Source organism: Sporosarcina sp. P1 (assembly GCF_002743155.1).
In the GTDB taxonomy this organism is placed as follows: Bacteria; Bacillota; Bacilli; order Bacillales_A; family Planococcaceae; genus Sporosarcina; species Sporosarcina ureae_B.
Window position 1 is genome coordinate 29686 of the sequence record NZ_PDYS01000003.1, and the last position, 21499, is coordinate 51184.

Genomic DNA, 21499 nt, shown 5'->3' on the forward strand with positions numbered 1-21499 from the left:
TGTAATAGTGTTGGCATAATGATAAAATGTGTTATACTAATGAACGATTAAAGATATAAAGTATAACATACATGCAGGAGGATCCCTTTAATGACTACAAAAATTGCAATTAACGGACTCGGCCGTATTGGACGGATGGTATTCCGCCAGATTATTAAAGAAGATGATGTGAATCTAGTTGCTGTCAATGCGACATATCCAGCTGAAACAATTGCACATCTCTTGAAATATGACTCAACACACGGAGTTTTCGATGGTGAAATCGTAGCGGAAGAAAACGCGATCATTATCGACGGCAAACGTGTACAGTTAATTTCTGAGCGTGACCCTTCGAAATTACCTTGGAAAGAACTTGGTGTAGATATCGTTATAGAATCAACAGGTGTATTCAACTCACGTGACAAAGCAGCACTTCATTTGGAATCCGGTGCAAAGAAAGTAATTTTAACAGCACCAGGTAAAAATGAAGACGTAACCGTTGTGATCGGAGTGAATGACGACAAATTAGACGTTACTAAACAAAGTGTAATTTCTAATGCTAGTTGTACGACAAATTGTTTAGCGCCAGTTGCAAAAGTATTGAATGATGAATTCGGTATTGTAAATGGCTTAATGACAACTGTCCATGCATATACGAATGATCAGAAGAACCTGGACAATCCCCATAAAGATTTGCGTCGCGCGCGTTCTTGCGGAGAGTCCATCATTCCTACTTCAACAGGTGCTGCAAAAGCTTTGTCTCTTGTACTCCCTGAGCTTGAAGGAAAGATTCATGGTTTGGCATTGCGTATTCCGACACCGAATGTGTCCCTTGTGGACTTGGTAGTGGACGTAGAAAAAGATGTAACGGTTGAAGAAGTGAACAACGCGTTCCGCAAAGCAGCAGAAGGCCCGATGAAAGGCATTCTTCGCTTTACTACAGAGCCTCTTGTATCGATCGATTTCAATACGACAACAGAATCCGCAACACTTGACGGCCTTTCTACTATCGTCATGGGCGATCGTAAAATCAAAGTGCTTGCTTGGTATGATAATGAATGGGGTTATTCAGCACGTGTTGTGCAATTGGCGAAAAAAGTCGCTTCTGCATTAACGGACAAAGTAACTTCTTAATGAACGAATTGGCACTTCATCTTATGGGATGAAGTGCTTTTCTGTGTCCGTTTGTTGTTGTATGGATAGTTTCTGTTATAATGAAAAGTACTAATGAAATGCGGAGGAACTAACTATGTTATGTCCAGCTTGTCACTACAACGGTACACGTGTAATAGATTCACGGCCTGCGGAAGAAAACCGCTCCATTCGACGAAGACGTGAATGCGAAAAATGTAGTTTTCGTTTCACGACTTTTGAAAAAGTAGAGCATTCTCCGCTAGTTGTCGTAAAGAAAGATAAGACGCGAGAAGAATTCAGCAGTGAAAAGTTGCTGAGAGGATTAATTCGTGCTTGTGAAAAACGTGCGGTACCGATCGAACAATTAAAAGATATCGTGGCTTCTATCGAAAAAGAACTAAGAAGCTCAGGGAATGTCGAAATAGATTCCGAACAAGTAGGAGAAATGGTGATGGAACGATTAGTGGATGTAGATGAAGTGGCATATGTACGATTTGCGTCTGTCTACCGCCACTACAAAGACATCACCATCTTTATAGACGAGTTGCAACAATTGCAAAACAGGAAAGATGAACAAGAGTAAGTTGTTGATCTAGAAGGGGAGGCGATTGTTTAAATGCTTTATACCGAGTTGCAGCCTGTCGATTCCTTCGAAGTAAAGTTAGCACATCCTTTTTCTGCGTATGATCGGCAGATGCTAACGCTATTTTATCAGCCACTTATCGGTCCCGAGGCGATCAGTCTGTTTATGACTCTTTGGACAGATGCGGAAAGCAAGGAACCGCAAGAACATACCCACTATTATTTGATGAATATGTCTTCTTTCCCACTTCAATCCATTTTTGAAGCGAGGATTTCATTGGAAGCTATTGGATTATTACGTACGTATAAGAAAAAACAAGAAATAGATAAGCGGTCTTTCCTATACGAGCTATTACCGCCGCTCGATGCATCTTCTTTCTTCAACGATCCGCTTTTGTCTACATTTTTATTCAGTAAAATCGGAGAGCAGCCCTACCGGCAGTTGCGTGACCGGTTTTTAGTGAAACCTATTGCAAAAGATGAGTATCAAGATATATCACGGACGTTTTTAGATGTTTATAAACCAGCAAGAGGCGATCAGGCGATGGAATTGACTGCAGGTATGCAATTTCAAGGGAAAAGTGAGCCTCCTGGCATACCGTTTTACGTATTGAATTTTAATTTTGATTTATTTTATAACGGACTATCCGATCAAATGATTCCTAAAGCTTCTCTGCGTTCTATTTCTCAAGAAATGATCGCGATGCTAGCTTTCTTGTATTCACTCAGTCCGCTTGATATGCAAAAAGTCGTGATGATTGCAATGGACGAAAACCATCAGCTGACAGAAGAAAAAGTTCGTAAGGCGGCTGCGGAGTTTTATAAGATGAATACATCAAAGCAACCACCAAAATTACAGTCGGTGTTTACACAACCGGTAGTCGACGAAGAGCCTAAAGAAAATATGAGTCGTGACGAAGAATTGCTATTTTATTTGGAACATACACCACCAAAAGAGATGTTACGTAAAGTAAGTAAAAAAGAACCATTCCTTGTAGATATTCAGCTTGCTGAACGATTAATCAATCTGCATAAATTCCCAGTGGGTGTCGTCAATGTCTTGCTACAATATGTCATGCTACGTAATGATGGAAAAATCACTAGTAGTTTTGTGGAACGCATTGCTTCCCATTGGGCGAATAAACAAGTAAATGATGCTAAAACAGCCTTGAAATTATCAAGAGAAGAACATGATCAATACATGAAATGGCTTAAAGAAGGGAAGCAATCGACGCCTAGAAGTCGAAAGCCGACCCGGGAAGAAAAAGTTCCAGAATGGTTTTCCAAGCGCGATAAAAAGAATAAGAAATCCGAAAAGCCTGATGACTTCAATGTGGAAGAAGAACGCCAGAAGTTATTGAAAGAATTGGGGATTCAAGAATCAGAGGTGAAATAACATGGAACGAATTGGGGATGCGATGAAACGCGTAGTGAATGCTCCTTCATTAGCCCAGAAATACGACGAGCTTCGAACGGAAGTGATGGAAGACCCGGCTGTACAAAAATTTATTAGCGATCATTCCGATGAAGTCAATACAGAAGTGGTCAACCGCAGTCTAGGTAAATTATATGAATTCACAACGGCTTCTCACGCATGTGAGCGCTGTCCGAATCTCGATGGATGTATTAATGTCATGAAAGGCTTTGAGCCGAAATTAGTCATCTCACAGCGCCTTATTGATATTGATTACGTAGTCTGTCCAACTAAGCAATTGGAAGATGAACGTAGAAACATCTCGAAAATGGTGAACAGTATGTACATGCCTAAAGAAGTGATGGAAGCGCGCCTGTCTGACGTGAACTTCCTCTCTGAAGATAGTCGCGTGATTGTAATGCGCGCTGCGAAAGACTTCCTGAATCAAATTGAGTCTACCGGTAAAGTCCCTGAAAGAGGCTTCTATTTATTCGGTAACTTCGGTATTGGAAAATCATTCATTTTAGGTGCGTTGGCGAATGAACTGGCAACTAGACGTATTCAGACTGTTGTAGTGTATGTGCCGGAGTTTCTGCGTGAAATGAAGCAATCTATCCAAAACCAAACATTGGACGAAAAAATAGAGTTTGTAAAAAGGGCTCCTGTCTTGATGCTGGATGATATAGGGGCAGAGACCATGTCAACGTGGACACGCGATGAAGTGCTAGGCACGATTTTGCAGTACCGTATGGCGGAAAAGCTCCCTGTATTCTTCACATCTAATTTTGATTATACGGAATTAGAACATCATCTGACAACGAGTCAGCGCGGGGAAAAAGAGCCGATTAAAGCTGCACGAATTATGGAGAGAATCCGCATGGTCAGCCAGCCATTCAAACTGGGCGGGGAGAACTGGCGAGATTAATCTTTCTTAGAAAATGGTTTTGTTGAAAGAATTACTAAATTATACTTGCAATTACGCTCAGACTTTTCTATACTATTACACAGTTCAACATTCATAACATATTACAATGCATCGAAGAGGACAATAATTTATTTTTTCACCTTTCCAGAGAACAGGGGCATGGCTGAAACCCTTGTAGGCAGAAGATAAATGTACCACCTCCGAGCAGCATCAGTGAAATTGAGTAGCTGATGACGGTAACGGCCCGTTAGCCGATCGAAAGCTTCGGTCTTTTCGCGTTTTTGCGAATGGAAGGAAGAAGGGTGGAACCACGAGCTCAAGCCTCGTCCCTTTAGGGATGAGGCTTTTTTGCGTTCAAAAAAAGAAAGGGAGTCATACACATGCCAGAAAATATTCATTTAACATTTCCAGATGGAGCAGTAAAAGAATTTGAAGACGGTGTTACTACAGAAGAAATTGCAGGCTCCATCAGTCCTGGATTGCGTAAAAGCGCATTGGCAGGGAAAATCGGAGATCAGCTGATCGATTTGAAATCACCAATCCATGCAGATGGAGATATTAGTATCATTACTCCAACTTCAGATGAAGCATTGGAAATTCTGCGCCATAGTACGGCTCACCTTTTAGCACAAGCCGTCAAACGCAAATTCCCGGATGCGAAACTTGGAATAGGTCCTACTATCGAAAATGGGTTCTATTATGATATCGATTCACCTACACCCATCACAGCAGAAGATCTACCAGAATTAGAAAAAGAAATGAAACGCATCATTGGCGAAAACTTGCCGATCATTCGTCACGATGTATCGCGTGCAGAAGCCGAAAAGCGCTTTAAAGAAATTGACGATGAATACAAATTGGAACTTCTTGAAGCGATTCCTGAAGATCAACAAGTGTCGATCTATGAACAAGGTGAATTTTTCGACTTATGCCGTGGTATCCATGTCCCGTCTACAGGTAAACTAAAAGAATTTAAATTGTTAAGCATTGCCGGCGCTTATTGGAGAGGGAACTCTGATAACAAAATGCTTCAACGTATTTACGGAACAGCTTTCTTCAAAAAAGACGAGCTAAAAGAACACTTGCGTATGCTCGAAGAAGCGAAAGAACGAGATCACCGTAAAATCGGTAAAGAACTGAATCTCTTTACGAACTCACAAAAAGTCGGACAAGGTCTTCCGCTCTGGTTGCCAAAAGGCGCTACAATTCGACGCGTAGTAGAGCGTTATATTGTGGATAAAGAAGAAAGACTAGGCTATCAGCACGTCTATACTCCGGTACTTGGAAGTGTAGAGCTCTACAAAACGTCAGGTCACTGGGATCACTATCAAGATGGCATGTTCCCAACAATGAGCATGGACAACGAAGATCTGGTTTTACGTCCAATGAACTGCCCTCATCACATGATGATTTACAAAAATGGGATTCATTCGTACCGTAACTTGCCTCTTCGTTTGGCAGAACTCGGCACCATGCACCGCTATGAAATGTCCGGAGCGCTTTCCGGTCTTCAGCGCGTACGCGGAATGACATTGAACGATGCGCATATCTTCGTGCGACCTGATCAGATTAAAGAAGAGTTTAAACGTGTCGTCATGTTGATCATCGAAGTGTACAAAGACTTCAATATTAAAGATTATTCATTCCGTCTATCGTATCGCGATCCTGAAGATACAACGAAATACTTTGATGACGATGAAATGTGGGAACGCGCACAAGCTATGTTAAAAGAAGCGATGGATGAGATGGGGCTTCCGTATACAGAAGAAGAAGGCGAGGCAGCATTCTACGGTCCGAAATTGGATGTACAAGTAAAAACAGCGATTGGAATGGAAGAGACACTTTCCACTGCACAACTGGACTTCTTATTACCTGAGCGCTTCGACCTTACGTATATCGGAGAAGACGGCAAGCAACATCGTCCAGTCGTAATCCATAGAGGCGTCGTGTCAACAATGGAACGATTTGTTGCCTTCTTAATTGAAGAATACAAAGGAGCTTTCCCAACATGGTTAGCACCAATTCAGGTAGAACTTATCCCAGTATCACCTGACGTTCACTTTGATTATGCAGAGGACGTAAAAGAGAAACTGATAATGGCTGGGTTCCGAGTAGATGTGGACAGCCGAGACGAGAAGATTGGTTATAAGATCCGTGAAGCACAAGTACAAAAAGTTCCTTATATGCTTGTTCTAGGAGATCGTGAAATGGAAGCCGGCGAAGTCAATGTTCGTAAATACGGTGAACAAAATTCCGAAAGCATGTCATTCGACGCGTTCCTTGAGTTAATTAAAAAAGACGTGAAGAAAGACTAATAGAAAGAAGTAAGTAACGTAGATCCGTTTTTTAAATCGAGTCTTCCCACTTCTAAAGGCTTCATACAAACAGTCAGCGTAGCAAAGAGACAGCCAGGAAGATCTTCCTGGCTAGTTTCATGGGAGAAGCCAAAAACATGCGTCAAAGTGGATTTAAAGCTGTTTTCATTCGGCTTTTCAAAAATGCTGAAAAAAAGTAGTTGCAATCCCATTTATAATACGCTATACTTTAAAAGTTGAATTAATTCAAACATAACCTGTGCATCCGACAATGAGATTTGCAGAGTTATTGACACTTGATACTAAAGATGTTATTATTAATAAGGTTAACTGAATACAGTTTGTGGTATAAGAAGAGGCTACCCGCTTCTCACCTGATCGACGCAATGAAGTTGTTGCCAGGTTAGCACAATAAGTTTATAACTATGCGTACGAGCATAGTATACTTACGCGGGTAGACAAATCATATTTGTCTACTTTTTTTATTTTGTAAAATGGATAGACCTATGGGACTTTAAATCGGAATTTCCGATATACCAAAACGTGTATTCACGAGACAATATTCGGAGGTGGATTACTATTAGCAAAGACATGTACGTAAATGATGGTATCAGAGCACGTGAGTTGCGATTAATCGATCACAACGGCGAACAACTCGGTATCAAAACACGTAATGAAGCTTTAGAAATTGCTGCTCAAGCAAACCTGGACTTAGTTCTTGTTGCTCCACAAGCGAAGCCCCCAGTAGCTCGTGTTATGGACCATGGAAAGTTCAAGTTCGAACAGCAAAAGAAAGAGCGTGAAGTACGTAAGAACCAAAAGATCATCAACGTAAAAGAAGTTCGACTTAGCCCTACAATTGATGAGCATGATTTCCAAACGAAACTTCGTAACGGAATCAAGTTCCTTGAAAATGGGGATAAGGTGAAAGCTTCGATTCGTTTCCGCGGTCGTGCGATTACGCATAAAGAAATTGGCCAACGAGTACTTGATCGCTTTGCAGAAGCTTGCAAAGAAGTAGCAACTGTTGAAGTTAAACCCAAAATGGAAGGTCGGAGCATGTTCTTAATACTTGCCCCACTTGCCGAGAAACAGTAACAGTAACACGAACAATTTAGGAGGAACAGAACATGCCAAAAATGAAAACTCACCGCGGTTCCGCGAAACGTTTCAAAAGAACTGGATCTGGTAAATTAAAACGTGGCCGTGCTTACACAAGTCACCTATTTGCTAACAAATCTACGAAGGCTAAGCGTCACTTACGTAAGTCTTCACTAGTTTCTTCAGGCGATTACAAGCGTATTCGCGAAATGCTAACAAACATGAAGTAAGATCGAACACACACTTATAGGATAAGCAGGAGGTAATGCACTATGCCACGCGTAAAAGGTGGAACAGTAACGCGCAAGCGTCATAAAAAAGTATTGAAATTAGCAAAAGGTTATTTCGGTTCAAAACATAGACTTTATAAGGTAGCAAACCAACAGGTAATGAAATCTTATAACTATGCTTACCGTGATCGTCGTAACAAAAAACGTGATTTCCGTAGACTATGGATTACACGTATCAACGCGGCTGCTCGTGTGAATGGTATTTCATACAGCACATTAATGCACGGCTTGAAAGTAGCTGGCATCGATGTTAACCGTAAGATGCTTGCAGAACTTGCAGTGACAGATGCATCAGCATTTGCACAACTTGCAGAGACAGCAAAAAAATCTGTAGCAAAATAAGATGAACCAAAATCCACTTTCGTTTTCATTCTTATATGGAAATGAAAGTGGATTTTTTCGTATGGAGGAATGGCTGAAATGGCACAAACTCTATTGATTTATATGGTCATCCTATCACTCTGGGCATTTGGGGCAATGGGATACGATAAACGACAAGCTAAAAAGAAACAGCAACGTGTGCCTGAAAGAAATTTATGGTTATTGGCACTGCTTGGTGGTGGAGTAGGCGCGTACTTTGGTATGCAATTCTTTCATCACAAAACAAGAAAGACCCATTTCCGTATTGGATTTCTACTTCTGATGATGATCGACATCGTGCTATTACTAGCGGTATATGGTGTGAAAGTACCAACAGCTATTACATTTTAATATAAAAAACGGAAATAGCTTTTTCGGCTATTTCCGTTTAATCAAGATTTCATTAATTGTTCAATTGGGTTCTTCCAGTTGATTTCAGCATGAGGATAATTCGCCCGAACTTCGGATTCGAGAAAAAGAAAATCTTCTTTCGTCATTCCTTGTAAATTCGCTTCATTTTTCACCCAAATGAAAATGGAAACTACATCAAAGGAATCAGTTGTGGTGCCTAGATATTTCTCACCTTCAAACATCGCACCTTTATACGTAATAAAGAAATTTTTACGGATATTTTTCACGTCATCATAAAAATAATAGTGTTCTTTTTCATACGCTTCGTCCAGCTTTCGCTTAGCATCTGTCAAATAGCGAATGCCGGCATAAAATAAATAAATAACCAATGCTATAATGAAGACGCGGATCAATAAAACCATGAAATCAGCTCCTGCAAACGATATAGTACTGTACTATACGGATGAGTAGGGGAAAAGGTTTCACTTTATAGCGAAATGGTGGAGGGAATTTAATTGAAATTACATCAACTATTTGAAATGCAAAGAGCGCTCGATACATATATTCAAAAAAATCATCAAACGAAGGAAACATTTACTGAAAGAGGTTTGGCATTAATCGTCGAACTTTCTGAGTTGGCTAACGAAACACGTTGTTTTAAATTCTGGAGCACAAAAGGTCCTTCAGCAGACCATGTCATTTTAGAAGAGTATGTGGATTCTATCCATTTCTTATTATCTTTAGGAATTGAAAAAAGCTTTGACGGATTGGAAGAATGGCCAACACGTGATGTTAAAGAGCAAAATCTTACACAACAGTTTATTCAAACGGGTCAATCTATTTATACATTCTTGGATTCATTAACATTTGAAGATTATAAAGAGATCTGGGTGAATTACGGAGCACTTGCGAATACGCTCGGTTTTACTGAAGATCAAATTATTCAAGCATATATTGATAAAAATGAAGAAAACTACGCACGTCAAAGAAGCGGCTACTAATTGGTATCAGTAGCTTCATCGCAATTTTAACTCTAGTAAAAATTTCATAAATAAATAAATTGACAAAAAGACTGTTTTGATAATAAAATTAATACAATACAGGTCATACAGGGGGTATTTCGTTGAACGAATGGAGCAAGGATGATTTTGGATTGCGTTTAAAGGCACTGAGAGAACGTCGAGGACTATCGATGATGGCATTTGGAGCGGCAATTGGCACATCAGCTAGTCGAATTAAAGATTGGGAGCGTGGTAAGAACGCACCATCTGCTGCATGGATCGCTAAAATTTCCGAGCGTTTTTCTGTTTCTACCGACGAGCTGATTATGGGTGAAGTAACATTTACTCCGTATTTCAAAGCGACAGGTAATACAGTAGAATCACTTTATGATCGTCTTCGTGAAACGATGAATGTCGAATTCTCTGGTAAATGGCCAACAGAAATTGATGAGCTATATGCAGAAATCGACGCAGTGAATAAAGAGAAGTATCGAAGCGGAAAAGGACGTCGATCGGCTGAGAAAGAACTAATGGAGTTAGCGATCCGTCTTCCTAAGAAAGATGTACTAGAATTACTTGAACTGGCTAAATATAAAAGACGCACACTATAAAAATAACCCTAGAAGTGATTATACTTCTAGGGTTATTTTTGTATAAGCTGAAGCTTAAAATCTAAATAGGGTAAGTATAATGAATAAGTTTGAGAGTACGAGGGGATGGTAGCTCCAGTCGGCAGACGCTTTCCATGGGCCGTGCGGTGAGCTCACCAAGTCGAAAGCTCCTTCTGAATGTCTCACCTGTCGGGCTTGATCCTCCCTGAGTCACACTAACTTCCGATTGAATCCTGCATAAATAGATGTAGACCATTTACTGGCAGTAGAGTGGGTATTGTTGTAGTCTTTGAACTTATTCTTAGTTTAAGTGCAGATCCAGTTCAATACTATTTACTATCCTGACTTTAATGCTTAACAAAAAGTAACTACTATTTACTGTGCAGGGACCTCCCCTAATACAAAATAATGAATAATCAAATAGCATGAAATGTAGGAAAATAGAATGAAATACGTTATGATAGAATCGTAGATAAACCTAAGGAGGATGAGTTGATTGAAAGCATTCGTTCATGAAAATGGTGAGCTGCACTATACAGATATCGCCGATCCCTCAGCTGGAAACGGTGAAGTAATTGTCGCATTGAAAACAGCAGGATTAAATCGACGTGATACGGCTATACCCAAACGACGTGGAGACGCTAAAGAACCACTGGTACTAGGGTCAGACGGCGCAGGCACGATTGAATCAATCGGAGAAGGTGTAACTGGTTGGAACGTAGGTGACGAAGTCATAATTAATCCTTCCCTTCGCTGGTTCGAAGAAAGCGACGCGCCTCCAGCTGAATTTGATATTCTAGGTATGCCGGATCATGGTACATTTGCTGAGAAGATTTGCATATCCTCAGAACAGTTAGAGAAAAAGCCGATACATCTCACATGGAATGAATCTGCAGTTCTCGCTCTAGCGGGACTTACAGGTTATCGGGCACTAGTGACGAGGGGCCAAATAGAAGAAGGACAAACCGTCTTTATTCCTGGAGCAGGAAGTGGAGTCGCGACCTATATGATTCAATTTGCAAAGAAAATGGGAGCGCGTGTTATCGTGACGTCTAGAAGTGAAGAGAAAAGAAATCACGCAATGAACATCGGTGCGGATATAGCAATCGATACGAATAGCGATTGGCCTACAGAACTAAAAGATGAACGTGTGGATCTTGTGATTGAGAGTGTGGGAAGGGCAACATTCAATCGTTCTCTTGAAATTCTTAAAAAAGGTGGTCGGATCGTAGTATTTGGTGCCACAACAGAAGATACCGTCGAACTGAACTTACGTGATTTCTTTTATGGTCAGTATTCGTTACTAGGCACTACAATGGGAAGTCGGGAAGAATTACGGGATATGTTAGCGTTAGTTGAAGAGCATCAACTCCATCCTGTTATTGATTCAGTGATTCCTCTTGAAAAAACAAGTGAGGCATTTACTAAACTGGATGACAGTGTACAATTTGGTAAAATCGTTTTAGCTATTTCGAAATAAACAACATAACCGGTATAGAGAGGCAGTGGAAGTAGTGACGAAAGAAGTTAAGACTCTGACAGATTTGGAAATCGCATCAAAAGCAACTATGCAACCAATTGAAAATATAGCAGACAAAGCAGGTATTCCATTGGATGCGTTAGAGCGATATGGTAAATACAAAGCGAAGATCAATGTAGACCTCATTCCAAAAAACACTTCACAAGCGAAAGTCGTACTTGTAACTGCTACGAGTCCAACACCAGCAGGAGAAGGGAAATCTACAGTGACAGTTGGTTTGGGTGATGCACTTTCCCGTTTAGGTAAGAAAACAATGATTGCATTGCGTGAACCGTCGTTAGGGCCGGTAATGGGTGTCAAAGGTGGAGCGACGGGTGGCGGCTTCTCTCAAGTACTGCCTATGGAAGACATCAATTTGCACTTCACTGGAGACCTTCATGCCATTACAACGGTTAATAATGCGTTGAGCGCGATGATTGATAACCATTTGCACCAGGGAAATATGTTACACATCGATCCTCGTCGTATTACATGGAAACGCGTCATGGATATGAATGACCGTGCGCTTCGTCATGTGACGATTGGGTTAGGTGGGCCATCACAAGGCGTGCCACGGGAAGACGGTTTTGATATTACAGTAGCGTCCGAAATTATGGCTGTATTCTGTCTGGCGACTAGCTTACAAGACTTGAAAGAGCGCTTGTCCGAAATTGTGATTGGCTATACGTATGAAAAAGAAGCTGTGACTGTGCGTGATTTAGGCGTAGAGGGTGCGTTGACGCTTCTGCTTAAAGATGCATTCAAACCAAATCTCGTTCAAACGATCGAAGGCACACCCGCTCTAATTCACGGTGGACCATTTGCAAATATTGCACATGGCTGTAACTCGTTGATCGCAACAAATACAGCGCGTAATCTGGCTGACTATGTCGTGACAGAAGCAGGGTTCGGATCAGATTTAGGTGCAGAAAAGTTTATGGATATTAAAGCGCGCATCGGTAAATTCCAGCCGGATGCAGTCGTTCTTGTGACAACGATTCGTGCGCTTAAAATGCATGGCGGAGTAGCGAAGCAGGAATTAAAAGCGGAGAATAGTCAAGCTGTAGAAAAAGGTTTAGTTAATTTGGAAAAGCATATTGAGACGATTCTATCGTTCGGCGTGCAACCTGTCGTCGCGCTTAATCATTTTGTGGGGGACTCTGATAGTGAATTGCAGATAGTCCAGAAGTGGTGTCAGGACCATGACGTAAAAATGGCTTTAACGGATGTATGGCAAGACGGTGGAGCAGGCGGAGAAGCATTGGCGAAAGAAGTCTTAAAAGTGATGGAAGAGCCAAATAATTTCGCGCCAATTTATGAAGTAGAGCAATCAGTAGAAGAAAAACTCACAGCGATTGTTCAAAAAGTATATGGTGGCACAGGCGTTTTATTTACCGATCAGGCAAAGAAAGATTTAGCGGAAATCAAAAAGAATGGCTGGGATCTGTTGCCGGTCTGTATGGCGAAGACGCAGTACTCGTTTTCTGACGACCCTAAAAAGTTAGGACGTCCAACAGACTTTACGATCACCATCCGCAATATTTTACCGAAACTTGGTGCTGGATTCTTAGTTTGTTTGACAGGCGATATTATGACGATGCCTGGTTTACCAAAAAAACCAGCAGCGCTCAATATGGATGTCGATTCGGGTGGTAATGCGAAAGGGTTAATGTAATATTTACTATAGTTGTGAAATGAAAAGCAAAGAGCCCATACGGCTTTTTGCTTTTTTATAATTAAAGTAAAAAAAGTAAGTAAAGTAAAAAAAATCATGTTGTGCGGTTCTAATGGCCTAGATCTATGCTATACTATTGTCAGATGTTTTACTGGATGAAAGCGTGAAGGGGTGCCATGAAGTGGATAAGAATTTTCGTATAAAGTTAACGGGTATCCTGATTTCTTTCACGTTGCTTTTGTCATTGATTATTGTCATAGCAGATTATATTCGACTGAAAAAGAACGTGGAAATGGGTTTAGAAATACAAATTCAAATGGCGGAAGATGAAATCATAACAAGTCTTGTCACAATCGATAAAGTATATAATCTACTAGATATTGAACGCGCAGAAAACATGAAAGAATACTCATACAGCTTACTCGAAAAATACGAAAAACAACCTAATTTTTTAAAATGGGATTTTCAAGCTTTGAAAGCAGAAAGCGGTATGGATATCTTTATTATTGATAAAAACAACGAAGTGATTGCAAGCAGTTATACACCCGATATAGGATTGAATTTTAATGAATGTTGCGCGAGATTCAGCTCTTTATTAACGGAACGAAGGGAACTTGGCATATTTTCTCACGATGCACTTGATATTCAACAGGAAACAGGAGAATTTAAGAAATTCAGTTATATGCCAACGCCGGATAAGAATTACATAATTGAGTTGGGGTATTACCTGGAAGACAAACTGGTCTTTAAGGAATTCAACTTTTTAGATACGATGAGTAGATTAGAAAGTGAAAACGAACAGATTAAGTCAGTGAATGTATATAATTATTTAGGTTTATTGTTAGGGGAGCGAGAGATAGGCAAAGAAGAGAAAATCAATCCTTCCAGAAGAGCGGTTTTCGAAGCATCCTATAAAAACTTTGAAATTAAAGAAACAACTGTTAAAGAAGAAGGCAAACTCATAACCTATAGATACATACCATATAAAGCGGATACAGTACCTGGATTATCTACTAATAGGGTAGTCGAAATTGTGTATCATGATGTACCTTTTTCAAGAGTTCTAACTTCGTACCGTAATCAATTTCTATTCCAAACGGTAGCGATCTCTATCATCACAATTATCTTGTCCATTGTTCTTGCTAAAATGATCGCAAAACCTGTTCATCTTGCATTCCATGATGTATTGACAGGATTAAAGAACAGGGCGGCATTTGAAGATGCTGCAGTAAAATGGCTTCATCAAAAAAGAGGTCCATTACAGTTCATGATTATTGATTTAGATAATTTCAAATCCGTAAATGATTCTTTAGGGCATGGAGAAGGCGATAAATTATTAGTCCGAGCCGCAAAAATTATTGATAAAGAAAGCGGAAAAGATCAGTTGGCCGCTCGAATCGGCGGTGATGAGTTTGTGGTTCTATTTTCACGCATGACTATCGATGAAGTCACAGAACGGGCGAACAGTATGCTTGAAGCAATGAGAGAGTCATTCAGCTATTTGGAAAATGATCATATTCATTTATCTATCAGTATTGGAATTGCAATAGCGGAAAAGACAGATACTATTCATACACTTTATCATAAAGCCGATCTCGCTTTATACGATTCGAAGAAAAAAGGCAAAGATCAATATTCTTTATACCAGGCGGTTGAGTCCTAAAAAGGATGTACAGAAAGTCGTCAAACGACATTCTGTACATCCTTTTGTATTGCTTATAATCAAAAGATCTTATGTTCAACTAGCCAATCACTAACGAAATCCATGATTGACTCAACCGTCCCATCTTCAAATGGTGACTTCAAGTGTGCCGTTGCAACAAGCTCTAAAAATGATTTACTTCCGCCTAATTGACACAGTGCCAAATAATCCGTCCATGCACCATCGAAGTCATCTAAGGATCGTTGCCAAAATTGGAGCGCACAGATTTGTGCCAAAGCATAATCAATATAATAAAACGGCACTTCATAGATATGACCTTGTCTCTGCCAAAAACCACCTTGTTCTAAATAGGGATGTCCATCATAATCCCGATTAGGTAAATAAATGGTTTCAAGATCTTTCCATACCGCTTTACGTTCACTTGGTGTCATGTCAGGATGGTCATAGATGCGTTGCTGAAACTCATCTACCGCAACTCCATATGGTAAAAACAATACACTTTCAAGTAAATGTGCATAACGATAACGTTCTGCATCGCTACCAAAAAAGCGATCCATCCAAAACCAAGTGAAAAACTCCATACTCATGGAATGAATTTCTGCAGCTTCAGTCGTTGGCCAAATGTATTCGGGGATGCCAATCGAACGGCTTGAATATACTTGGAATGCATGGCCTGCTTCGTGCGTCAACACGTCAATATCACCTGAAGTTCCATTAAAGTTAGAGAAGATGAACGGAGAATCATAATTATCTATAAATGTACAGTAGCCGCCAGCCTCTTTGCCTTTTTTTGCCACCAAATCCAATAAATTTTTACGTTTCATATAATCAAAAAAACGTCCGGTTTCACGCGATAGCTCTTGATACATTTTTTGCCCATTTTCCAAAATCCATTCAGGGGAACCTTTAGGTTGAGGGTTTCCCTCGGGGTAATGCAATGGTTCATCATAGAACTTCATTTCAGAAATCCCTATTCGTCGCCTTTGCATACCTCGAATCTTCTCAGCTAATGGCACTACATGTGTCCGAATCTGATTTCGGAAGTGTTCCATCATATGTACATCATAGCCGATCCGGTCCATACGAATATATCCTAGTTCTGTAAAGTTTTTAAATCCGAGTGTTGTAGCGATTTCATGACGTACTGCAACGAGACGATCAAAAATTCTATCAAAATGAACTTCATTTGACGCGTAAAAGTCAGCAGTGGCATTCATAGCATCTTTTCTAACCGAGCGATCAAGTGACTCTTTAAATGGTCCAAGTTGTGCCAATGTCAGCGTTTTACCTTGGAACTCGATTTGTGCTGAAGCGACGAGGTTGGAGTATTCGGAAACTAATTTGTTTTCTTGCTGTAAAAGAGGCAAGACTTCATCTGAATACGAACGAATGGCATTTTCTGCAAGCTTAAATAGTTGTGGGCCCCATTTATCTTCTAATTGTGCTCGAAAAGGCGTAGAGATTACAGCTTGGTAATAATCGCTTTGCAAAGCTTGAAATTGAGGACCAATCTCATCAAAATAATCCCGTTCATCTTGAAAAAATTTATCATTCGTATCAATCGAAGAACGGATATACATGATGTTTTCCGCCGTACTGTAATCACTCGTCAACATGTTTATATGCTCCATTATTGCGGCTTGATCTTCAAATGAGTTTGCTTGTTTAAACTGTTCAAGTGCAGTCTTGAATTCTGTTTGCAGTTTTTCGATATCCGGGCGAGTATACTCATACTCTTCAAAAGTAAGCATTGCACTCCTCCTCGTTTCTATATAATGTAACTATCCCTTCATTTTCTAGCAACCAGTAAAGAAAAGCAAACTATTTATCGAAAGTGACGTTCATAAATTGCCACAATCTTATGAAATGATGTAGGATAGAGAGAGTAAACTCTAAGTGAGCGGGAAGAAGGAGAAATTGAATGCAAATAGTAAATGGTAAAGTACAAGAACTGGTAGATCCAACAGGTATTATCGACGGTCAGCGCTACGAATTTCTATTGACAGTTAAGCTAGATGAAGAAGATGAACTGTTCAAAGAAGAGGGTACTGGCTTACGTATGCTATATTCTGTAAAGGATGGCCAACGAAAGATGCTTACGTACCAATTTTATGAATTGGCAACGGAAAGCCCATTTAACGTGGAGTGGGACGAAGAAGAACAAGCATCAGCAGAGCAATTCTGCACAGAACATTTTCCTGAAATCTGAATACAAAATAGATGTTTTTCTCTTTCGTATAGGGGATAATAGACTAGAGAAACATAAGTGGTACACCCCAATAGCTTCTCATTAAAGAATTAATTATAGGAGTGTTTTAAATGAATCATGAAATAGTGGATATTACGATTATCGGCGGAGGCCCAACTGGATTATTCTCTTCGTTCTACGCGGGTATGCGTGAGATGTCTGTCAAAATTATCGATAGTTTGCCACAGCTTGGCGGCCAATTAATCGAGCTATATCCTGATAAATACATTTATGATGTAGGCGGATTCCCTAAAATCTTGGCGAAAGATTTAGTGGCAAACTTAGTGACGCAAGCGCACTATGCAAAACCTGAAATTTGTTTAGGGGAAGCGGCATTGTCCATAGAAAAGAAGGATGACCACTTTGTTTTAACAACTGACAAAGGACAGCATTTGACACGGACTATTTTGTTAACTGCGGGAATTGGTGCTTTTCAACCGCGTAAAATCGGTTTGAAAGAAGAACCGATTTTTGAAGGCAAAACATTGCACTACGGTATTAAGGACTTGTCTATGTTTAAAGATCAGAATATCTGTGTTTGTGGCGGGGGAGACTCTGCACTAGACTGGGCATTGATGCTTGAAGATATTGCAAGCGAGGTAACGCTTGTTCACCGTAGAGAACGTTTCACTGCGCATGAAACCAGTGTCAATCAATTGCGCGAATCTAGTATTACTGTTTTAACTTCACATGCTGTAAGTGAGTTACATGGCGACGGAGATACATTAGATAAAGTCATTTTAAAGGAAAAAGACGGCAGCGTGAAAGAACTAACATTTGATCATGTAGTAGTCAATTACGGCAACATTTCCTCACTCGGTCCATTGAAAGACTGGGGCTTAGATATGGATCGTAATTCGATTAAAGTGAACTCTCGCATGGAGACGAATATCGAAGGCATATATGCAGCGGGTGACGTCACAACATACGATGGCAAAGTGAAATTGATTGCAGTAGGTATGGGCGAAGCGCCGGTTGCCATCAGCCACGCGAAAGCGTTCCTCGATCCGAAAGCAAAAGTGCAACCATTGCACAGTACGAGCGTATTCGGTTAATAAAAACTATGCACCTTGTATGGAGATTTTTGCACTGTACAAGGTGTTTTCTATGCAAGTAATATAAAAGGCTATCCCGGGAATTTCTCGAGATAGCCTTTTTTCATTGCATTCTGTTTAGTGCTTTGTTGTTTCATAATCAGCGACTTTGACCAGCTGTTTTCCTAAATTGGTTCCATCGAATAAACCAAGAAACGCATCTGGAATATTGTCAAAGCCTTCGACAATCGTTTCTTCATACTTCAACTTGCCTTCTGATAGCCATTTACCTAAATCAGTGGATGCAGTAGCGAAGTCTGCCGCATAATCTCCTACTGTAAAGCCTTTCATCAAAGCGCTTGTTTTGATCATCGTAGATTGAAGACGAGGACCGATGTCTTGTTGTTCTTTATTGTAAGAGGAAATAGCACCGCATAACGCAATTCGCGCATGTTTATTTAGTAATGTAAAGACTGCATCCGTCACTTCGCCGCCGACATTGTCAAAATAGACATCTACACCGTCAGTGGCAACTTTAGCTAAGTCTTCTTTAAAGCTGTCTAATTTATAATTGACAGCCTCATCAAATCCGAGTTCATTTTTTAAGTACTCGATTTTTTCTTGAGAACCTGCAATTCCGATCACTCTGGCCCCTTTCATTTTGGCGATTTGGCCTACTACTGAACCAACTGCTCCGGCAGCGCCAGAAACGACGACAGTTTCACCTTCTTGCGGTTTACCGATATCGAGTAAACCGAAGTATGCAGTGAGCCCTGTCATACCAAGGATGCCTAGATGTGTAGTGATTGGGGCGATATTTGGATCGATTTTACGTACTTCTTTCTCGGAAGCTGCCGTATATTCTGCCCAATTCAAATTTCCTACAACGAAATCTCCTGGTTTGAATGAATCGGAAGTAGATTTTGTTACTTCACCAACGACTCCTCCAGTAATCACTTCATCCAGTTTAAATGGAGGGATATAAGATTTCGCATCTATCATTCTTCCTCGCATGTACGGGTCAACTGATACATATAGCGTACGAATCAGAACTTCATGGTCTTTCAGCTCAGGCATAGGTTTTTCCACAAAATTGAAAGCTTCCATAGTAGGCAAGCCTTTTGGTCGGTTAGCTAAATGAATTTCTCTTTGCATTTCTAGTGTCATAAAAATTCCTCCTGTGTAATCAATATTTCAACTTATCAACTAACTAAAAGTAAGCTTAAGTACAAGGTTACTAGCATGAAGTACCGATGTCAATTAATTGCACTGACATGAAAATTCGGCTGTACATATAGTAACAGGCCAAGTCATTTAATTTGAATGAACCCTTTACTGTATTTACAACAAAAAAGATTTGAGTGGACATTTTCTTGACGTCAAAGTAGAGTAGAGACGTAGACTTTCAGAAAAATTAATGATCTAGCGGTAAAGGAGCTAACCAAATGAAAAAGATTTTGGTTGTGGAAGATGAACAGTCAATAGCTACTCTTTTGCAATACAACTTGGAGCAGGCAGGATACACTGTGTATATAGCCCGAGATGGTAATACAGCCATTGCAATGACGCTTTCTGAAGAACCGGATTTACTATTGCTCGATATTATGCTGCCTGGCATGGATGGCATGGATGTATGCAAAAAACTTCGCCAAGAAAAAATTCATACACCCATTTTAATGTTGACAGCGAAAGGGGATGAATTCGATAAAGTCCTTGGGCTGGAACTTGGAGCAGATGATTATTTAACAAAACCATTTAGCCCACGAGAGGTACTTGCGCGTGTAAAAGCTATCTTGCGCAGAATAGAGTTACAGAATTCTGCACAAGTAAAAGAACTGGGAACGGAACTAAGTAATGGACGTTTACTAGTTTATCCAGATCGAATTGAAGCCTTTTTGGATGGAAGCCCCTTGGAATTGACTCCTAAAGAATTTGAGCTGCTTTTATACTTAATGCGACATTCAGGTAAAGTACTACACCGTGAGCAGTTGCTAAATGCGATATGGAATTATGACTACACTGGAGATTCTCGTATCGTAGATGTTCATATTAGCCACCTGAGGGAAAAAATTGAACCGGATACAAAAAGTCCAGTCTATATTAAGACTGTCAGAGGATTTGGTTATAAATTCGAAGAAGTGACAAACTGAATATTTTTGATACATACGAAGGCTAAAGACAAACCTAAAAGGGTTGTGTCGTTGGCCTTTTATTAATGTTTAAGCATAAGTATTCCTTTCATATTACAGAGATCCACTAAATTATCTATCTATACAGAACCTTTACACAACCTTTACGTTTCTTTCATCAGCCTTTAATATTCATTGCTTATAGTAAAGAAGCAGTAGAAAGTCACTACTAAAACGAAATATCCTAGGGGGCGCAGTGATGAGGAAACGTAATCGAATAACCGTATTGGCGTTTGTTTTACTTTGTACGTGGGTGGTCGCGGCTTGTAGTAGTACGAAAGCAAGTGATAGTGAAAAGGGAGAAGCTAAACAACAAACTGAACCCATCACGGCAGTAGGATCAAGTGCACTACAACCTTTAGTTGAAGCTGCAGCACAGCAGTATACGTTAAAAAATCCAGGCTCGGTTATCAATGTCCAAGGTGGAGGGAGCGGTACTGGGTTAAGTAAAATCAGCGAAGGTGCAGTAGACATTGGAAACTCGGATATATTCGCGGAAGAAAAAGAAGGCGTGGACGCGGGTAACTTAGTTGACCATAAAGTTGCGGTTGTTGGAATGGGTCCGGTAAGTCACCCAGAAACGGGTGTAGAAGATGTTACGACTGAAGAATTGATTGGAATCTTTACAGGAGAAATCACAAACTGGAAAGAACTTGGCGGGATGGATCAAGAAATTATTGTCATCAACCGTGCAAAAGGATCTGGAACACGCGCTACTTTTGAAGCATTAGTATTGCAAGGAAAACAACCACTCGAGGCTCAAGAACAAGACTCTTCGGGTACGGTACGAAAAATTGTCAGTGAAACACCAGGAGCAATCAGCTACTTAGCATTTTCTTACTTCGATGAAACGACTACAGCTCTACGAGTTAATGGTGTGACTCCAAATCAAGAAAATGTCGAGTCAAATAAATGGGAAATTTGGGCTTACCAGCATATGTATACTAATGGTGAAGCAACAGGTCTTGCAAAGGACTTGATCGAGTATATACTTTCGGATGAAGTGCAGCAAACTATACTTCCTGAAATGGACTACTTACCGGTAACGGGAATGCAAGTAGAACGTGATGCGGAAGGAACTGTTAAAGGAAAATGATAGAAACTTATA

General features: G+C 40.2%; 21 protein-coding genes and 1 other annotated feature. Of the genes, 18 read left to right on the forward strand and 3 right to left on the reverse strand.

Going from position 1 to position 21499, the window contains the following annotated elements; all coding sequences use genetic code 11:
- Positions 1-90 precede the first annotated feature (90 nt).
- The 9 genes from CSV73_RS04985 to CSV73_RS05025 all read left to right on the forward strand — a co-directional run bounded on the left by CSV73_RS04985 (position 91) and on the right by CSV73_RS05025 (position 8451).
- Complete coding sequence (locus CSV73_RS04985; protein WP_085131197.1) at positions 91-1113, forward strand: glyceraldehyde-3-phosphate dehydrogenase; 1023 nt, start codon at positions 91-93, stop codon at positions 1111-1113.
- 115 nt (positions 1114-1228) lie between these two features.
- Entirely contained in the window at positions 1229-1696 is a 468-nt protein-coding gene (gene nrdR / locus CSV73_RS04990) for a transcriptional regulator NrdR (protein ID WP_085131196.1), read from the forward strand.
- Between the two features lie 33 nt (positions 1697-1729).
- Positions 1730-3091: a replication initiation and membrane attachment family protein gene (locus CSV73_RS04995; protein WP_099626787.1), complete on the forward strand. Its 1362-nt coding sequence runs from the start codon at positions 1730-1732 to the stop codon at positions 3089-3091.
- Between the two features lies 1 nt (position 3092).
- Positions 3093-4034 (forward strand): primosomal protein DnaI, encoded by a 942-nt coding sequence (dnaI, locus tag CSV73_RS05000; RefSeq protein WP_085131194.1) that lies wholly within the window; start codon positions 3093-3095, stop codon positions 4032-4034.
- Positions 4035-4136: 102 nt separating this feature from the next.
- Positions 4137-4368 (forward strand) — a binding site (T-box leader).
- 46 nt (positions 4369-4414) lie between these two features.
- Complete coding sequence (gene thrS / locus CSV73_RS05005) at positions 4415-6349, forward strand: threonine--tRNA ligase (RefSeq protein ID WP_099626788.1); 1935 nt, start codon at positions 4415-4417, stop codon at positions 6347-6349.
- A gap of 591 nt (positions 6350-6940) precedes the next feature.
- A complete protein-coding gene (gene infC / locus CSV73_RS05010) occupies positions 6941-7447 on the forward strand; it encodes a translation initiation factor IF-3 (RefSeq protein WP_143560400.1) in 507 nt (168 codons plus the stop codon).
- Between the two features lie 32 nt (positions 7448-7479).
- Entirely contained in the window at positions 7480-7680 is a 201-nt protein-coding gene (gene rpmI, locus CSV73_RS05015; RefSeq protein WP_085131191.1) for a 50S ribosomal protein L35, read from the forward strand.
- Between the two features lie 42 nt (positions 7681-7722).
- The gene (gene rplT / locus CSV73_RS05020) at positions 7723-8082 is read left to right on the forward strand and encodes a 50S ribosomal protein L20 (RefSeq protein WP_085131190.1); all 360 of its coding nucleotides are present in this window, start codon (positions 7723-7725) and stop codon (positions 8080-8082) included.
- 78 nt (positions 8083-8160) lie between these two features.
- A complete protein-coding gene (locus CSV73_RS05025) occupies positions 8161-8451 on the forward strand; it encodes a DUF1294 domain-containing protein (RefSeq protein ID WP_099626790.1) in 291 nt (96 codons plus the stop codon).
- A gap of 41 nt (positions 8452-8492) precedes the next feature.
- Here CSV73_RS05025 and CSV73_RS05030 read toward each other — a convergent pair whose 3' ends face one another.
- Entirely contained in the window at positions 8493-8873 is a 381-nt protein-coding gene (locus CSV73_RS05030; RefSeq protein ID WP_099626791.1) for a sigma-w pathway protein ysdB, read from the reverse strand.
- A gap of 93 nt (positions 8874-8966) precedes the next feature.
- Between CSV73_RS05030 and CSV73_RS05035 the strand changes: the two genes are divergently transcribed.
- From CSV73_RS05035 to CSV73_RS05055, 5 genes are all read left to right on the forward strand, one after another.
- Positions 8967-9452 (forward strand): dUTP diphosphatase, encoded by a 486-nt coding sequence (locus CSV73_RS05035; protein ID WP_085131187.1) that lies wholly within the window; start codon positions 8967-8969, stop codon positions 9450-9452.
- Between the two features lie 122 nt (positions 9453-9574).
- Positions 9575-10063: a helix-turn-helix domain-containing protein gene (locus CSV73_RS05040; RefSeq protein WP_158232280.1), complete on the forward strand. Its 489-nt coding sequence runs from the start codon at positions 9575-9577 to the stop codon at positions 10061-10063.
- 496 nt (positions 10064-10559) lie between these two features.
- Complete coding sequence (locus CSV73_RS05045; protein ID WP_099626793.1) at positions 10560-11543, forward strand: zinc-binding dehydrogenase; 984 nt, start codon at positions 10560-10562, stop codon at positions 11541-11543.
- Between the two features lie 34 nt (positions 11544-11577).
- Entirely contained in the window at positions 11578-13257 is a 1680-nt protein-coding gene (locus CSV73_RS05050) for a formate--tetrahydrofolate ligase (RefSeq protein WP_099626794.1), read from the forward strand.
- A gap of 181 nt (positions 13258-13438) precedes the next feature.
- Positions 13439-14920 carry a GGDEF domain-containing protein gene (locus CSV73_RS05055; protein ID WP_099626795.1) on the forward strand — a complete coding sequence of 494 codons (1482 nt, stop codon included), beginning with the start codon at positions 13439-13441 and terminating at the stop codon, positions 14918-14920.
- A gap of 59 nt (positions 14921-14979) precedes the next feature.
- On the opposite strand, the gene CSV73_RS05060 is transcribed toward CSV73_RS05055, so the two are convergent.
- Positions 14980-16671 carry a M3 family oligoendopeptidase gene (locus tag CSV73_RS05060; RefSeq protein ID WP_099626796.1) on the reverse strand — a complete coding sequence of 564 codons (1692 nt, stop codon included), beginning with the start codon at positions 16669-16671 and terminating at the stop codon, positions 14980-14982.
- A 170-nt stretch (positions 16672-16841) separates the two neighbouring features.
- Here CSV73_RS05060 and CSV73_RS05065 point away from each other — a divergent pair, with 170 nt between their 5' ends.
- Together CSV73_RS05065 and CSV73_RS05070 are read left to right on the forward strand one after the other, a co-directional pair.
- The gene (locus tag CSV73_RS05065) at positions 16842-17129 is read left to right on the forward strand and encodes a DUF6509 family protein (protein WP_099626797.1); all 288 of its coding nucleotides are present in this window, start codon (positions 16842-16844) and stop codon (positions 17127-17129) included.
- Positions 17130-17239: 110 nt separating this feature from the next.
- Entirely contained in the window at positions 17240-18223 is a 984-nt protein-coding gene (locus tag CSV73_RS05070) for an NAD(P)/FAD-dependent oxidoreductase (protein WP_099626798.1), read from the forward strand.
- 117 nt (positions 18224-18340) lie between these two features.
- Here the strand turns inward: CSV73_RS05070 and CSV73_RS05075 are convergent, their stop codons facing one another.
- The gene (locus CSV73_RS05075) at positions 18341-19369 is read right to left on the reverse strand and encodes an NADP-dependent oxidoreductase (protein WP_233202839.1); all 1029 of its coding nucleotides are present in this window, start codon (positions 19367-19369) and stop codon (positions 18341-18343) included.
- Positions 19370-19647: 278 nt separating this feature from the next.
- On the opposite strand from CSV73_RS05075, the gene CSV73_RS05080 reads away from it, so the two are divergent.
- Both CSV73_RS05080 and CSV73_RS05085 read left to right on the forward strand, forming a co-directional pair.
- A complete protein-coding gene (locus CSV73_RS05080) occupies positions 19648-20352 on the forward strand; it encodes a response regulator transcription factor (RefSeq protein WP_085131180.1) in 705 nt (234 codons plus the stop codon).
- 238 nt (positions 20353-20590) lie between these two features.
- Positions 20591-21487: a phosphate ABC transporter substrate-binding protein PstS family protein gene (locus CSV73_RS05085; RefSeq protein ID WP_085131179.1), complete on the forward strand. Its 897-nt coding sequence runs from the start codon at positions 20591-20593 to the stop codon at positions 21485-21487.
- Positions 21488-21499: the final 12 nt, after the last annotated feature.